This is a genomic window from Streptomyces diastaticus subsp. diastaticus (genome assembly GCF_011170125.1).
In the GTDB taxonomy this organism is placed as follows: Bacteria; Actinomycetota; Actinomycetes; order Streptomycetales; family Streptomycetaceae; genus Streptomyces; species Streptomyces diastaticus.
Genome location: NZ_BLLN01000002.1, coordinates 467501 through 483169, shown reverse-complemented (window position 1 = coordinate 483169; position 15669 = coordinate 467501). Strand labels below are relative to the sequence as shown.

The following is a 15669-nucleotide window of genomic DNA, read 5'->3' as shown; positions in this document are numbered from 1 at the left end:
GACCGTTGGGGAGATTTCTCGCCCAGTGACCCGGTGGCGTCCATTCCGGTTCACCGCGTCACCCGCCGGTGGCCGCCCGGCGGACTCAGCCGGCGGCCGGCGCCGCCCTGCGGAACAGCAGGTCGTGCACGACGTGCCCCTTGTCTAGCCCCTGCCCCTCGAACCGGGTACGCGGCCGGAACGCGGGACGCGGCGCGTACCCGTGCCGCACCACGCCGTCCGTGCCCTCCACGGCGGGGCCGGGCAGCGTCACCGTGTTCTCGTAGGCGGGGTGTGCGCTGAGGACGTCGTGCATCTGCTCGGCGTACGGCTCCCAGTCGGTCGCGCAGTGCAGGAGGGCGCCGGGCGCGAGCCGGGGCGCCGCCAGGCTCAGGAACTCGGGCTGGACGAGGCGTCGCTTGTGGTGGCGGGTCTTCGGCCACGGGTCGGGGAAGTAGACGCGCAGGCCGGCCAGTGCCTCGCGGGCGAGCATCTCGCGGAGCAGGATGACGGCGTCCCCGTTGGCCACCCGGACGTTGTCCAGGCCCAGCTGGTCGGCGAGGTTGAGGAGGTTGCCCTGGCCGGGGGTGTGGACGTCGACGGCGAGGATGCCGGTGTCGGGGTCGTCGGCGGCCATCCGCGCGGTCGCCTCGCCCATGCCGAAGCCGATCTCCAGCACCACCGGCCGTCCGCCGAACATCTCGTCGAGGTCGAGCACGCGCTGCCCGTCCACGTCGATGCCCCAGACCGGCCAGAGCCGCCGCAGCGCCTCGCCCTGACCGGTGGTGACCCGGCTGCGGCGCGGCTGGAAGCTGCGGATGCGCCGCTCGAAGTGCGAGCCGGCCGGGTCGGCCGCCGGGCCCGCGCCGTCGGCGAACATCCTGGTGCGCTCCGGCTTCGCCGCCGAGGTGCGGGCGCTGCGGGGCGCCGCCGCCACCGGCGGGGTGGCCGGGGCGTCGGTCGCGGGGGCGGGGGGCTGGGGCGCGTTCTGGCTGCTCACGGGAGTGGGTACCGCATTTCGGCGTACGGGGACGGGGGCGTCCGCCGGGCACGGCTGGGGCGCGGCCCGGCGCGGGGGCGGGACACGAGAGGCTCCGCGTGCCGAGCCCCCGGAGGAGCGGGTCACGGGGCGGTGCCGCCGCCACGCCCTCCAGTCTACGGAGCCCGGCGCGAAGCGGCGGCGGCCGCGAGGAGCGTTCCGCTCAGCCCCGCCCGAGCACCTCCAGGGCCCGCCGGGCCACCTCGCGTCCGATCGGCAGGGAGGCGGTGGCGGCCGGGGAGGGCGCGTTGAGGACGTGGACGGTGCCGGGGCCCTGACGGATGAGGAAGTCGTCGACGAGCGTGCCGTCGCGCAGCACCGCCTGGGCGCGGACGCCGGCCGGGGCGCGCACCAGGTCGCTCTCACGGACGGCGGGCAGCAGTCTGCGCACCGCCCGGGTGAACGCCTCCTTCGACAGGGAGCGGCCCACCTCACCGAGGCCGTGTCCCGCGTGCCGGCGGGCGAGGTGCCAGAAGCCCGGCCAGGTAAGGGTCTCCGCCAGATCGGTGGGGCGCACCACCGGCCAGGAGTAGCCCTCGCGGGCCGCGGCCAGGACGGCGTTCGGGCCGGCGTGCACACCGCCGTCCACGCCACGGGTCAGGTGGACGCCCAGGAAGGGGAAGGCCGGGTCGGGGACCGGGTAGACCAGGCCGCGGACCAGCTCGGGCCGGGCCAGGTCGTAGAACTCGCCGCGGAAGGGGACGATCCGCATCTTCGGGTCGTCGCCCGCCAGCCGGGCCACGCGGTCGCAGTGCAGGCCCGCGCAGTTCACCAGCACGCGGCCGCGTACCACCGTGCCGTCCTTGGTGCGCACGGCCACGCCCCGGCCGAGGCGGCGGGATATGAGGTCGGCCTCCGCGCCGTACCGGATGTCGGCCCCGGAGGACCCGGCGAGTGCCCGGGCGACCGCGCCGTAGTCGCAGACGCCGGTCGTGCCGACGTGGATGGCGGCGAGGCCACGCACCTCCGGCTCGTACTCGGAGATCTGGGAGGGGCCCAGTTCGCGGACCGGGATGCCGTTCTCCCGGCCGCGTTGGACCAGGGCGTGCAGGCGGGGCAGCTCCTCGCGGCCGGTGGCGACGATCAGCTTGCCGGTGACCTCGTGGGGGATGCCGTGCTCCGCGCAGAACCGGACCATCTCGGCGGCGCCCCGCGTCGCGTACCGCGCCTTGAGGGAGCCGGGGCGGTAGTAGACACCGCTGTGGATGACGCCGCTGTTGCGCCCCGTCTGGTGGCGGGCCGGGCCCTGTTCCTTCTCCAGCACCGTCACGCGGATGCCGGGCTGTCGACGGCGGAGCGCGTACGCCGTCGACAGCCCGACGATCCCGCCGCCGATCACCACCACGTCGGTCTCGTCCCGCACGCGCACCACCTCCCTGCCCCGATAGTGGCTTGCGCCGGCGACGGCGGCCTCAAACCCGCCACCCGGTGATCACGGGTGGTGCGGGCGCGCCCGGGCAGTGGCGTCCGTCACACCGTGCGCCGGGCGCCGCCGGCCCGCGTACCCGGGAACCGGCGGCGGGCACGCGGCGGCCGTGCGCCCTACGCCGGGGAGGTCAGCAGCGGGCGGGCGCGCTCGCGCAGCTCCACCACGCGTGGCTCGTCGCCGTACGGCTCCAGGCGGTGCAGCAGGTCGCGTACGTACTCCGTGGTGCGGGCGGAGGAGATCCGGCCGGCCACCTCCAGTGCGCGGACGCCCTGCTCGCAGGCGGCGTCGAGGTTGCCCGACTCCAGCTCGGCGACAGCGGAAACGATCAGCCGCAGGCCGTGCGAGCGGACGAACTCGTCGGTCGGCTGGGAGAGGGCCTGCTCGGTGAAGCGTCTGACCTGGCGCGGAGCCTTCAGGTCGCGGTAGCACTCGGCGGCGTCGGCCGCGAAACGGTCGTAGGTGTAGAAGCCGAGCCACTGCGGGTCCGCGTCACCCTCCCTGGCCCGCTCCAGCCACCCCTCCGCCGCGCGCAGGGCGGCGCCCGCGGCCTGGGCGTCGCCCGCGCGGGCGTGCGCCCTCGCCTCGACGAGCCGGAAGAAGCTCATGGTGCGCGCCGTGGCCAGCCCTCTGTTGCGCTCCACCGCGGCCTGCGCGAGGTCCACCCCCTCGTCGCCGAAGCCCCGATACGTCGACTGGAGCGACATCGTGGCCAGCACGTATCCCCCGAGCGGCACGTCGGCCGCCGCCCGGGCCAGCCGCAGCGCCTGGATGTAGTACCGCTGAGCCGCCTCCTGCTGCCCGGTGTCGAAGGCCATCCACCCCGCCAGCCGGGTCAGTTCGGCGCTGGCGCCGAAGAGGGCGCGGCCGACCTCGTCGGAGTACGAGCCGAGCAGCAGCGGTGCCGCCTCGACCCTGAGGCACTCCGGAACCATCGACGAACGCCAGTCGCCGCCGCCGTACTTGGAGTCCCAGCGGCGCGCGTCCTCCGCGGCCTCCTTGAGTTTGCGGACGTCGGCGTGGCCGACCCTCTGCCGGGGGGAGCCGCCCTCCGAGGGGGCGGCCTCCCGCGCGACCGAGGAGTCGGCCGGGGTTATCAGCCAACGTGACGCGGGGGTCGCGTAGGCGCTCACGGCGAAGGAACCGGCCAAGGACTGCCAGATACCGCCGCCGGCCCGCCGGCCCGCGAGATCCAGCCGGTACAGCTCGGTGGCCGACTTCACCGCCGCCCCGACGTCGCGCGGGAAGGCGAGCCCCACCTCCGGTGCCGGGTCGGCGTCGGCCAGCCCGATCTCGTGCAGCGGCACCGGGCGGCCGAGTTTCTGCCCGATGGCCGCCGCGATCAGATGGGGCGCGGCGCCCTGCGGCACCATCCCCTTGGACACCCAACGGGCGACCGAGGTCTTGTCGTAGCGGAGCGTCAGCCCCCGCTGCGCGCCGAGGTCGTTGACCCGGCGTGCCAACCCGGCGTTGCTCATTCCCGCGAGGGCGAGAACGGTGCCGAGTTTCTCGTTCGGCCCGCGTTGCTCCCTGGACATGCGCCACCCCTCGACACAGACGGCTGCCGGGGCGCGGCATAGGCGTCCGGCATTCGTAAACCCAGCGTAGTTCGCCGCATCCCAAGCGTTAAGGGGCATAGTTCCGGTTGGCGGGATTGTGGCCGGTGCTCGGCGGGCGCACGGAGGGAGTGTGCTCCGGGCGTGTGGCCGTGCGCCCGGCCGTGCGCCTTACTCCGGCCACCCGGCGGGCGTTTCCATGAGCGGTGCGTGGGTCGGCCCGCTGACACCGCGTTCAGTGGGCTGGGGGACACCGTCGCCTTCATCCCCGCGGGCGACGGCCCGGTCCGGGAGGCTCTCGGCGCCTCCCGGACCGCACGACACGCCGTAGGGCGCGGCCGGTCTCGTAGACCGGTTCGAAATGGCTGGAACTCGACGGTTCCGCCGCAGCGGCCAGGTCCGGGACCCGGCAGCGGCCCAACTGGCTCTTGCCAGGGGCGCATTCGGCATGGCGGGAGCGCCGACGCAGGCGCTCCCGCGCGCCTCCTTCGTGGCAGCATGGTGCCCATACCGTGGGCGTTTCCCCACGGCACCCTGTTCTGTCCACAGCCTGTGGAGGCCGTATGCGGTGGTTGGTGGGGTGGAGCAGCGCCTCCACCGGACTCCGTCCGCGCCAGGCCGCGCCCGGCCCGCCACCCCACGCGCCCCACGGCAGCACCCCGGACGGCACCGGCCTCGGCTACGGCACGTACGCCCCCGGACCCGGCGCCGGCCCCTTCGGCGCGGGCGCCGAGTCGGTCGGCATCGACGACGAGGACGGTGGCCTGCTGACGCCGGTCGGCGCTCGGCTGCTCTGGGGCGGGCCCGACCCGCTGTGGGCCGTCGGCGACTGGCGGCCCGACGAGATCCGGGTCGTCGGCGCCGACGCCGACACCCGCATCGCCGTCCTCGGCACCTGCGCCGCCACCGACGAACAACTCCGGGTGGGCCTGTTCGCCGCCCGCGGCGGCGCCCTGCGCCACCTCACCGCCTGGCCCGGCAGCTACACCGCCGTCGTCCAGGCCGCCCGGCGCACCACCGTCCTCGGCGACCTCGCCGGCGCACGCCCCGTCTTCCACACCCCCTGGGCGCACGGCACCGCGTACGCCACCGCCGCCCTGCCGCTCGCCGACCTCATCGGCGCCCCGCTCGACATCGGCCACCTCGCCGCGCTCCTCGCACTGCCCGACGTCCCCGAGGCCGTCCACGACACGACCCCCTTCCTCGGCGTCCACCGCATCCCGCCGGGCCACGCCCTCATCCTGCGCAACGGCGCACGCGAGATCGCCGGGTACGAACCGGTCGCCTCCCTCGCCGTCGCCGCGCCCGCCACCGACGCCCGGAGCGCCGTCGACGGGGTCCGCGACGCGCTGGTGGAGGCCGTACGGGCCCGCCTCGACGCCCCCCGGCACGTTCCCGCCTTCGACGCCGACCCCGGCCCGGTGCCCGGCATGGGCCCGCACGAGCGCCGCGCCGCCCGCGGCCTGCCCGCCCCCGGCATGGGCGCCGACCTTTCCGGAGGCCCCGCCTCCGCCACTCTGGCGTTGCTCGCGGCGGGGCTGCCCGGCCTGCCCGGCACCGTCCTCGGCCACGGGTCGGGCGCCGGTGAGCGGTTGCGCGCCCTCACCTTCAACGACCTCTCCGCGGCCGGTTCCGGAGCCGGGACCGAGCGGGCGGCGGAGCTGGCGGCCGACCCCCGCCTGCACCACGTCGTCGTCACCGGCGCCGAGGACGCGCTGCCCTTCGCCGAGCTGGACGGCCCGCTCACCGACGAGCCGGGCCCGACCCTCGCGGTCGCCGCCCGCCACCGGCTGCGCCTCCAGTCCGGCAGCGCCGACCATCTCACCGGCCACGGCGCCCGCCAGGTCCTCGACGCCCACCCGGCGCGCCTCGCCGACCTGCTCATGGACCGCCGCAGACGCAACCTGGTCCGCCCCGTGGCCGCCCTGACCCGTGCCGACGGCTCCGCCACCGTCCCCGCCCGCGTCTACGCCGCCGCCCGCCGCCTCGCCAGAACGCCCTACCGGGCCGGCATCGAGTCCGCCGCCGACCGCCTGCTGCACCGCACCTTCGACGAGAGCCCCGGCGCCGTCGGCGCCTCCCTCGCCGCCCTCACCTGGGCGAGACCCGGGCCCGCCGCCCGCTGGCTCACCGGCGAGGCCCTCGCCGAGGTGTCGTTCCGCCTCGCCGACGCCGCCGCCCGCCCAGGCCCCGGGCCCGGCCAGCGCCCCGGAGAGTTCCGCGCCCGCGCCGCACTGGCCCGCCACGCCGCCGACCTCCGCGTCCTCGAACAGGCCGCCGAGGTCCGCTTCCAGCGCCTGCACACCCCCTACCTCGACAACCAGGTCGTCCGGGCCTGCCGTGCGCTCCCTGAATCGCTCCGGGTACGTCCCGGCGCGCGCGCCGAGGTGCTGCGGACGGTGCTCGAAGGCGCCGGGGTCACCGAACTCCCGACGGGCTGGGGCGCCCCCGAGCCGGGTGCCGCCGCCACCGCGGCCAGGACCGGGCTGCGGGTGGCCATGGCCGAACTGGTCGCCCTGTTCGACACCCCCTTCCTCGCGCAGACGGGGCTGGTCGAGGCGCGGGTCGTGCGGCGCGCGCTGCGCGGCGCCGCCGACGGGGACCCGCTGCCCGTCGACGGGCTCACCCAACTGGTCTCCGTGGAGCTGTGGCTGCGGCGCCTCGCCACCCGCCGGGGCTCGTGCTGGACCGGCACCTCGCCGCGGCGTCAGCGGGCCGTGCCCGAGGGAATCGCTCCGGCGCAGCGCGGCGCGCTCGGCGCCGCCGGTCGCGGCTGACCGGCGCTCATCCGGCTCCTTCCGCGCCCTGTGCGCCCTGCGCCTCCTGCGCGCCGTGCCCTCGTGCGCCCTGCCCGGACTCGGCTGACGCCCCCTCGCAGGTGAACCGGGACTCCGCCCAGTCCGCGAGAGTCAGGCTGTCCACGCCGGACCTCGGCTCCGCGACCAGTGTCACGGTCTTCCGCCCGTCCAGCCCGACCCGTACCGGAACGGCCGGTTCCCCGCCCGTCAGCCAGGGCGAGTTCCACAGCGTGACCCCGTCCGCCCGCACCGAGAACCGGGCCTCGCCCAGTCCCATCGCGAGGTCGTCGATCCCCACCAGCGCCTGGTACGCGGTGCAGGGCCGGTTCAGGTCGACGGTCACCGACGAGGAACCGTGCACCGTGACCCCGTCCCGGTACGTCGTCCCACCGACCGACAGCCCCTGCCGCTGCCACACCCAGCTGCTCTCGCCGGGCCGCATACGTGGCCGTGTGGCGTCCCCGAGGGGGGCGTACGCCAGCTCACTCCAGCGGTACGCCTCCAGGGGAGGCGGGGAAGGCGGCGCCGGGGCCGGGGGGTCGGGTGTCGGGGACGGTGGGACGGGCTCGGGCGTGGGGGAGGGAGGCGGGGCCGGGGTGGGCGTCGGCGTGGGCTCCGCAGTCGGACGCGGTGTCGGCTCGGGGGTGGGCTCCGCTGCCGGGGGCGGGGCCGGAGCGGGAGGTTCCGGCGCCGGGGAGGGCGGCGGCTGGGGGACGGCCGGCTGGGCGACCGGGGGCTTCTGGCGGGGTGGGGCGGCCGGATCGCTGTCACCGATCAGGACGAGGGCCAGCGCGACGCCGGCCGTGACGGCGAGCGCCGTACCGATGCCGATCTTGACGGGCGTGCCGGCCCCTTCCGCGGCCGCGCCGCCCGCCGCGCCGCCGGAGGCCGCCGCGGAACCGGCTCCCGCGGCGCCCGCCGCACCGCCGCCGATCAGCGCCATCACCTTGGCGTAACCCGCCGCGCCGAACCAGCCGATGACCGCCACCGGGACGACCGCCGGGATGCCACCGGCGACTTCCTTGATCTGGAGCGCCGCCAACTGGCACTGCGAGCACTCCTTGAGGTGCTTGCGCAAGCCCTGCTCGGCCCGCGCACGCAGCCCGCCCCGGGCGTACGCCCCGAGCCGGTCCGCGTACCGGGCGCACTCCTCGTCCCGGGTGAGCGCCGTGCTGACGTGCGCCTGGAGGTACGCCTGCTTCAGTCCCTCGCGCGCCCGGGAGGCGAGCACCCGGGTGCCGTTGGCGTCGAGCCCGAACAGGGTCGCCACCTCGCTCGGCGACTCGTCCTCCACCTCGGTGTGCCACAGCACCGCCTGCCACCGCTCGGGCAGCGTCCGGAACGCGCGCATCGCCATCGACTGCTCGGCCTCGTGCATCGCCAGCACGTCCGCGCCGAGGTCGAGGGTGTCCTCGTCGGACACCTCGGCCGTACGCGCCGCCTGGGCGGCGAAGACGGCGAAGTCCTCGACGAGTTGCTCGCGACGGGCGGTGCGCGTCCAGCCGGCCGCGACCCGGCGCACCGTGGTGAGGAGGTAGGCGCGGACCGCGTGGGTGGGCCCCGCGCCGCGATGCACCGCCTGGAGGGTGCGGGCGAACACCTCGGCGGTCAGATCCTCCGCCGTGTGCGCGTCCCGGCAGCAGGTCCGCGCGTACCGGCGCACCGCCTCGGCGTGGCGCCGGTACAGCTCCTCGTACGCCCCGTCGTCGCCGCCGCGCATCCGGTGCACCAGGGCCGCGTCGGGCGCCGGTCCGTCCGGGAGCGGCGCGGGCGACTCCGCCTCGGCGAGCTCCCGTCGCCGCTGCTCGGGTACGCCCGTGAGGCCGTCCGGGGCGGGAGGGACGAGTGGCGGCCGGGCCCGGGCGCCGGCCGGTGCGCGCGCCCCGCCTTGCTCGCCGCCGCCCTGCGCGGGCACCTGGCCCTGTTCGCACCCCTCCGACGTACCGCCGCTCGTCCGATTCGGACCGTCATCCCTCATGGCGGAAGCCCCCGCTGGCCGACCCGTAAACGCTTGCGGGCGAAAGCCTGGCACAGGCCGCTCCCCCCGATGCTTCACACGCATCCGGATCACCCGTCCGAGGGGTTTTCCCGCTGACTCCGTTCACATCGGTGGTTCTGGGGGAGATCATGCGCCGCGCAACCGGAGCCGCCGGTCTCCGGAGGATCTCCGGGACGCGTCGTCGTGGCCCGGGAGCGGGGCGACCGCGAGGAGACGCCCGGGCGCGAACCCGCGTAGGCGTTCGCTGCCGTTCCCGGGCCGGGCAGCCGAGCACAGATAGATGTGTGGGGGTGCGTGCGCCCGGTCCTGCCGCCTACGCCTGGGGACTCCGGGGTCCTGTTGTGTTCTCACGCCCGGCCGGACGAGGCCGCGCGGTGGTCAGGTCGTGGGAGTGGCCCGCGGCACGAGCCGGAGCGCAGCCGGTGGTGGCGCCCTGCCCTTGGACGTGCCCTCCCGCCGGACGGCGTCGGCGGGAGCGGGCCGGGCGTGGACCGCCGACGCGGGCCGTTCGGCGAGGCCGCCGTCCAGCAGGACGAGGCCAGGCTTCGCGAGGCGTCGGCAGGCCGGACCACGCCTTGGCGCGCAAGGCGTGGGCCGTGCTGGTGCGGTTGTGCGCGGTGGAACCCGTCGCCTCCGGACCCGGTCCCGCTTCTCCTCAGGTGACGGGCGCGCCGGCACACCAGTGCCACCTTCGCGCGCCGGTACGGGCGGAGCCGGCGCCGCTGGTCGCCCTCACGGGTGGACGGTGAGCGGGGCGCCCACTCCACGAGCGCGCGCGGGGCGAGTGCGGCAGGGTGGGTGACGGACGAGGCCCTCGCGCAGTGTGGTGGAGACATCAAAGCTCTCGGCCGGCAGCCGGGGGCCTCGCCTGCCGCGCCCTCGCGGTCCGTCCTCGCTGTCCGGCTCCGGGTCGCAGTGGCCACCCCGGCCGTCTCCGGCAATTCCCCCTCAAGCGCCTCAGCGGCTGCCGCGGCCGGACCCGGCCGGCCTCACGAAGCCCGCCCGGCGGCCCGGCGACGGTGCGATCGGCGTCGGGCGACCCGCAGGGGGGGCACAACGGCGCCTCAGCCGAAGACCCTCCTGGTCCGCGGCGCGAGCCGGGCCGCTCCCGGCCGGCGGCTCCGTCCGCAACTCCGCCGAGCGGGCGGTGCCCCGCGAGTCACCGGCGAGGGCGGCAAGGGCGGGGCGCAGCGCCTCCGGCCCGCCGGGCTCCACGCGCCCCCCGGGCCGGGGAGCACGCCGTAGCCGGCCGGACGTTGCCCGCACTGGCCGGACTCCTCCGGCGCCCGCACGAGCCGGGCCGAGCCCCCGTCTACGCCTTGCACGGGCCCCGGCCCCTCTGGCCCACGGCCCCGCAGAAGCCCGGCGCAGCGGGAACCGCCCCACACAGCGACGGCCTCCGCCGTGACGGCAGCGGCGACCACCGGGTGACAACCGTGGTGACTGGGGAACCTGACCCGTGACCGGCCTCAGGCAGGCCGCGAACGCAGCCCCTCGAGCAGGATCTCCAGCAGGCGTTCCGACGCGGCCGTCTGCTGAGCGGTGTCCGGCAGCGCGGGCGCGGCCGTGGCGATCACCAGCAGGACGTCGGCGACGGTCACGTCGGCCCGCAGCTCACCGGCCTCGCGGGCCCGGTCCACCAGACGGCCGACGACCTCGAGCAGCGCGCCGGTCCCCGCCGACTCCTGCTCGGCCTCGGGCGTCTCCCGGGGCTCGACCAACCGCAGTTCGCCACCCGGGGCGGGCTCGGCCTGCCGCTGCTGCGGCACCCGGGCCGGTTCCTGCCCGGTCAGCGCGGACCCGACCTCGACGCGGAGCATCCGCGGCGGCAGCAGCCGGCCCGCGCCGGACTCGACGGAGGTGCGCAGGAACCGGGAGAGCGCCGACCACGGCTCGTCCTCCTGGCCGAGCGCCGCCCGGGCCTGGTCGGTCAGGCGGGCCGTCTCCTCCTCCGCGATCCGCCGGACCAGCACGTCTTTGCTGGGGAAGCGGCGGTAGACCGTGCCGACCCCGACGCGGGCACGGCGCGCGACGTCCTCCATCGGCGCGCCGTAACCGAGTTCACCGAAGACCTCGCGGGCGGCGCGGAGCACGTGCTCGAGATTGCGCTGCGCGTCCACCCGCAAGGGCGCCGAGCGGCCTGCCGCGCCGGACGGCGCGGTTCTGGGCGCCGTCGACGTCGTCGCCGGCCACTGAGAGTCCTGAATATGCATGCGTTCCCCCGGTCATGGCGTCTCCCCCCGGAGACTCCCCGCCATATGTGAGTCGCGACGTCTGAGGAGCGGCCAGCCTGCGAGCACCCCCCAGCACTCCGACGGGTCACGAACATAGTTGAGCCGGAGTCAATTCAGAAGAGGCCCGTTCCGGGCGTGGCGCGCACGGATCGAAGTACGCACCGGTTCACCCCGCAATGCACCCCCTGTGACCGATGGTTACCACCTGCCTGACCTGCGTGACTTCGGATCCGGCCAACCTCTGGGCCTCCTCGGCCGTTCCTGCCGTCCGGTCATACGAATCGTCGGGCCTGTGGACAAAGTCCGTCCGCCGGTGCGTCATGGGAAGGTGAAGGCCTCGAAATCACGGGACACGACCTCCGGCAGCGGACCGGCACGCATCCTCATCGTGGGCGGCGGCTGCGTCGGCATGTACACCGCCCTGCGGCTGCGCGCGAGGAGCAGACCCCGGGAGACGGAGGTCGTCCTCGTCACCCCCGAGCCGTACATGACCTATCAGCCGTTCCTGCCCGAGGCGGCGGCCGGCTCCATCTCGCCGCGACACGTGGTGGTTCCCCTCCGCCGCGTCCTGCGCGGCTGCCGCCTGCTGGTCGGCGAGGCCCTGGCGGTCGACCACGCCGCGCGCACCGCCCTCGTCCGCACCAAGGCCACCGACGACGAGGGCACCGGTCCGCTCGCAGTGGCCTACGACGAACTGGTCATGGCCCCCGGCTCCGTCTCGCGGACCCTGCCCGTCCCCGGCCTCGCCCACCACGGCATCGGCTTCAAGACCGTCGAGGAGGCGATCGGCCTGCGCAACCACGTCCTGGAGCAGATGGACATCGCCTCCTCCACCCGCGATCCCGCCCTCCGCGACGCGGCCCTGACCTTCGTCTTCGTCGGCGGCGGCTACGCGGGCGTGGAGGCGCTCGGCGAGCTGGAGGACATGGCCCGGTACGCCACCCGGCACTACCACAACATCCGGCCCGAGGACATGAAATGGGTCCTGGTCGAGGCCGCCGACCGGATACTGCCCGAAGTCGGCCCGGACATGGGCCGGTACACCGTGCGCGAGCTGCGCCGCCGCAAGGTCGACGTCCGGCTCGGGACGCGTCTGGAGAGCTGCGAGCGCCGGGTGGCGGTACTCAGTGACGGATCCCGGCACCCCACCCGCACCCTGGTGTGGACCGCCGGCGTCAAACCCCACCCGCTCCTCGCGGCGACGGACCTGCCGCGCGACGGGCGGGGCCGACTGCGCTGCACTCCCGAACTCTCCGTCGTGGGCGCACCGCACGCCTGGGCGGCCGGTGACGCGGCGGCCGTACCCGACCTCGCCGTGGGCCCCGTCGTCCAGGAGCCGGCCGCCGGAGCGGGCGCCCCGGCCGAAGAGGACCGCGGCTCCGACCCCGATCCTTCCGCGCGCTCCTCCGCACCACCCGGAGCGCGTGAGTGCGCCCCCAATGCCCAGCACGCCGTCCGCCAGGCGAAGGTGCTCGCCGACAACCTGCTGGCCTCGTTGCGTGGCACCGCACCGCGGCCGTACCGGCACGGCCACGCCGGATCGGTCGCCTCCCTCGGGCTGCACAAAGGGGTCGCGTACATCCACGGGCGCAAGCTGAAGGGCTACCCTGCCTGGCTCATGCACCGCGCTTACCACCTCGGGCGGCTGCCGACCTTCAACCGGAAGGCCCGTGTCCTGGCCGAATGGACCCTCTCGGGCCTCTTCAAACGCGACATCGTCTCCCTCGGCTCGCTGGAGCACCCCCGAGCGGAGTTCGAACTCGCGGCCGGGAGCAAACGCCCGAACGAGTCCTTCTGACGACCAAACGGAACCCCCTTCGAACAACAGGCGTCTGACGGAATCGACCGGGTCCGCCCGGCCGGCCGTGTGACGATGGTCGGGCTCCGGACCGCCGGGCGTCGCCCGGCCGCCACCCACCGGCCGCGGACGGGCGACGCCCCACCGGAAGCGACACAACAGGCATGACCCAGCGCCCCGCCCCACCGGGAAGCACCCGTTCCGGCTCCCACCCGGACCGGACCCTCACCCGCCCCACCCCGCACACGACAACACGAGGCGAGAATCGGTGAACTTCACACGATGGAGCCCCCGGTTCCCCGGCACCCAACGCCGCACCACCCGCCGCGCCGACACGGGCGCCGTCCCGGCCGCCCGCGCGGGCACCGCCCCCACCGGCCCCGCCCTACGCCTCGAAGACCTGCCCGTGCGCGCCGTCCTGGACCGCGTCCCGGCCCTGGTCGCGGTCCTCCAGGGGCCCGCACACCACATCGCGTACGTCAACGACGCCTACACAGAGGCGTTCGGCGCCCGCCCGGTCGGCGGCCCCGCCGACGAGACCATGCCCGAACTCGAGGAGCTGGGCCTCCTCCCCCTCCTCGACCAGGTCCTGCGCAGCGGGCGACCGCGCACGGTGAAATCACGCCGACTTCCCGGGGGCCGCTCGTACACCTTCACCTGCACCCCGGTCGCGGTCCCCGTCACCGGCGACGGCGGCGCGCGCCCGGAGGACGGCACCACCCAGAGCGCCGAATCCGGGGTCCTGGTCTTCGCCGCCGACGTTACCGACCAGGCCGACGCCGCCGAACGGCTGCGCGCCAGCGAGCGCCGCCAGCGCGAGACCGCCGTCACCCTCCAGCGCTCCCTGCTCCCGCAGGAACTCGAACAACCCGACGACCTGCGCATCGCCGCCACCTATCAGCCCGGCGGCGCCGACGCGGCGGTCGGCGGCGACTGGTACGACGTGATCACCCTCGGCGGCGGCCGTACCGCCCTGGTCATCGGCGACGTCATGGGCCGGGGGGTCCGCGCCGCCGCCGTCATGGGCCAGCTGCGCACCGCCGTGCGCGCCTACGCCCGGCTCGACCTGCCCCCGCACGAGGTGCTCCAGCTCCTCGACGGACTCGCCACCGAGATCGACCCCAGCCAGATCGCCACCTGCGTCTACGCCGTTCACGACCCCAACGAGGGCCGCCTCGTCTACGCCTCCGCCGGCCACCTGCCGATCCTCGTCCGCGACGAGCACGGCACCATCCACCGTGCGCCGGAACCCACCGGTCCGCCGCTCGGCACCGGCGGCTGGCTGCACACCTCCGACACCATTCCGCTCGCCCCCGGCTCCACCGCCGTCCTCTACACCGACGGCCTGGTCGAACGCCGCGACGCCGACATCGACGAGGGTCTCCACCTCCTCGAAGCCGCCCTTGCCGGAGCCACCGGCAGCCCCAAGGTCGTCTGCGACCGCCTGATGCGCGCCCTCGGCGTCACCGAGACCCACGACGACGACGTCGCCGTCCTCGTCCTCCAGCACCCCGCCCGCACCGGCGGCGACGCCGAACTCTTCCGGAACGCCGCACTCGACCTGCTCGGCGGCGTCGAGGCCGCACCCCGCGCCCGTGCCTTCGCCTCCGGGGTCCTGACCAGCTGGCGCTTCCCGTCCGACCTGCACGACCTCGGCGTGCTGGCCGCCAGCGAACTGGTGGCCAACTCCCTCCAGCACGGCACACCGCCGATGCGCCTGCGCCTGCGCCGGACCGACCGCCGCCTGATCATCGAGGTCACCGACGGCGACGACCACCTCCCGCGCCGCCGTCGCGCCGAGGCGGGCGACGAGGCCGGACGCGGCATCGCGATCATCGCCACCATCGCCTCCAGCTGGGGCAGCAGACGCACACCCGGCGGCGGCAAGTCCGTCTGGTGCGAATTCGCCCTCCCCGCGGCCTGACACGCGGAAGCGCGCCCGCCCCGGCACCGGGACGGACGCGCGCCGTGCGGCTCCGGGGCCTACGCCCGCGCCGGCTCCTCGACCGCGCCCATGACCGGTACGGCCTCGGTGGCCACCGGTGCGGCCTCCTCCTCGGGCAGGCGCACCGCGACCACCCGGGACCCCACCGGTTCCGGCTTGTCCTGCTGCGGCAGCAGCACGCGCCCCAGCCGCAGCGCCAGCACCGATATCAGCAGCGAGAACAGCACGAACGTCACGATGTACGGCCCGTGCAGCGTCGCCCCCATCGGCCCGCCCACCGCGGGACCGACGGCCAGCGCCAACTGCTTCACCAGCGCGAAGGCCGAGTTGTACTGCCCCACCATCCGTGTCGGGGCCAGGTCCGCCACCAGCGGCGCCACCGTCGGCGCCAGCATCGCCTCGCCGAGCCCGAAGAGCGCGTACGTGGAGATGAAGGCAGCCGTCGCCATGGCTTCGCTGCCGTGACCGAGACCGGCGTAACCGGCGGCCAGCCACGCCACCGTCCAGATCAGCCCGACCAGGGCCACGACCCGGCTGCGCCGGCGCTGCTCCACCAGCTTCAAGACCGCGAACTGCGCGATCACGATCATCGCGGTGTTGGCCGCCAGGGCCACGCCCAGCGTCGACGGGGATATCCCGGCCGCCTCCACGCCGTAGGCGGAGAGCCCCGACTCGAACTGGCCGTAGCAGGCGAAGAACAGCACGAAGCCGAGCACGCACAGCTGCACCATGGCGCGATGGCGCAGCAGCGCCCGCATCCCCCCGCCGCCGGTGGCCCCCTCCGCGTCAGGAGCCTGGTCCGTCACGACGGAGCTGTGCGGCAGCCGCACGGTGAGGGCGACTCCGGCCAGTACCAGGAACATCACCGCTTCGATCGAGAAGAGCAGCAGGAACG

9 protein-coding genes (1 of these 9 running past the window's edge) are annotated in these 15669 nt (G+C 75.5%); 3 read left to right on the top strand and 6 right to left on the bottom strand.

The window, feature by feature from the left end:
* Positions 1 to 85: 85 nt before the first annotated feature.
* The 3 genes from trmB to Sdia_RS04015 form a co-directional block, all read right to left on the bottom strand.
* The gene (gene trmB, locus Sdia_RS04025) at positions 86 to 979 is read right to left on the bottom strand and encodes a tRNA (guanosine(46)-N7)-methyltransferase TrmB (RefSeq protein ID WP_115067651.1); all 894 of its coding nucleotides are present in this window, start codon (positions 977 to 979) and stop codon (positions 86 to 88) included.
* 202 nt (positions 980 to 1181) lie between these two features.
* The gene (gene lhgD, locus Sdia_RS04020) at positions 1182 to 2381 is read right to left on the bottom strand and encodes an L-2-hydroxyglutarate dehydrogenase (RefSeq protein WP_189501114.1); all 1200 of its coding nucleotides are present in this window, start codon (positions 2379 to 2381) and stop codon (positions 1182 to 1184) included.
* Between the two features lie 179 nt (positions 2382 to 2560).
* The gene (locus Sdia_RS04015) at positions 2561 to 3982 is read right to left on the bottom strand and encodes an NsdA family TPR-like regulatory protein (protein ID WP_100457568.1); all 1422 of its coding nucleotides are present in this window, start codon (positions 3980 to 3982) and stop codon (positions 2561 to 2563) included.
* A 581-nt stretch (positions 3983 to 4563) separates the two neighbouring features.
* Here Sdia_RS04015 and Sdia_RS04010 point away from each other — a divergent pair.
* Positions 4564 to 6777 (top strand): asparagine synthase-related protein, encoded by a 2214-nt coding sequence (locus Sdia_RS04010; protein ID WP_189501116.1) that lies wholly within the window; start codon positions 4564 to 4566, stop codon positions 6775 to 6777.
* A 7-nt stretch (positions 6778 to 6784) separates the two neighbouring features.
* Here the strand turns inward: Sdia_RS04010 and Sdia_RS04005 are convergent, their stop codons facing one another.
* On the bottom strand, positions 6785 to 8776 hold the full coding sequence (locus Sdia_RS04005) for a sigma-70 family RNA polymerase sigma factor (protein ID WP_189501118.1): 1992 nt from the start codon (positions 8774 to 8776) through the stop codon (positions 6785 to 6787).
* Positions 8777 to 10266: 1490 nt separating this feature from the next.
* Positions 10267 to 11010, bottom strand: a complete 744-nt coding sequence (locus Sdia_RS04000) for a TetR/AcrR family transcriptional regulator (RefSeq protein ID WP_181843927.1) — start codon at positions 11008 to 11010, stop codon at positions 10267 to 10269.
* A gap of 349 nt (positions 11011 to 11359) precedes the next feature.
* On the opposite strand from Sdia_RS04000, the gene Sdia_RS03995 reads away from it, so the two are divergent.
* Together Sdia_RS03995 and Sdia_RS03990 are read left to right on the top strand one after the other, a co-directional pair.
* The gene (locus Sdia_RS03995; RefSeq protein WP_189501120.1) at positions 11360 to 12829 is read left to right on the top strand and encodes an NAD(P)/FAD-dependent oxidoreductase; all 1470 of its coding nucleotides are present in this window, start codon (positions 11360 to 11362) and stop codon (positions 12827 to 12829) included.
* Positions 12830 to 13097: 268 nt separating this feature from the next.
* Positions 13098 to 14753 carry an ATP-binding SpoIIE family protein phosphatase gene (locus Sdia_RS03990; protein WP_189501123.1) on the top strand — a complete coding sequence of 552 codons (1656 nt, stop codon included), beginning with the start codon at positions 13098 to 13100 and terminating at the stop codon, positions 14751 to 14753.
* A gap of 59 nt (positions 14754 to 14812) precedes the next feature.
* On the opposite strand, the gene Sdia_RS03985 is transcribed toward Sdia_RS03990, so the two are convergent.
* Positions 14813 to 15669, bottom strand: the 3' portion of a protein-coding gene (locus Sdia_RS03985; RefSeq protein ID WP_189501125.1) for an MFS transporter. The gene runs 475 nt beyond the window's last position; 857 of the gene's 1332 nt are visible here — the last part of the coding sequence; its start codon lies beyond the right edge, outside the window; it ends in the stop codon at positions 14813 to 14815.

What these genes read in the sequence shown, in the direction of transcription:
- Sdia_RS04000 (WP_181843927.1), bottom strand. Translation starts at nt 11,010, where the DNA reads ATGCATATTCAGGACTCTCAGTGGCCGGCGACGACGTCGACGGCGCCC.
- Sdia_RS04015 (WP_100457568.1), bottom strand. Translation starts at nt 3,982, where the DNA reads ATGTCCAGGGAGCAACGCGGGCCGAACGAGAAACTCGGCACCGTTCTC.
- Sdia_RS04005 (WP_189501118.1), bottom strand. Translation starts at nt 8,776, where the DNA reads ATGAGGGATGACGGTCCGAATCGGACGAGCGGCGGTACGTCGGAGGGG.
- Sdia_RS04010 (WP_189501116.1), top strand. Translation starts at nt 4,564, where the DNA reads ATGCGGTGGTTGGTGGGGTGGAGCAGCGCCTCCACCGGACTCCGTCCG.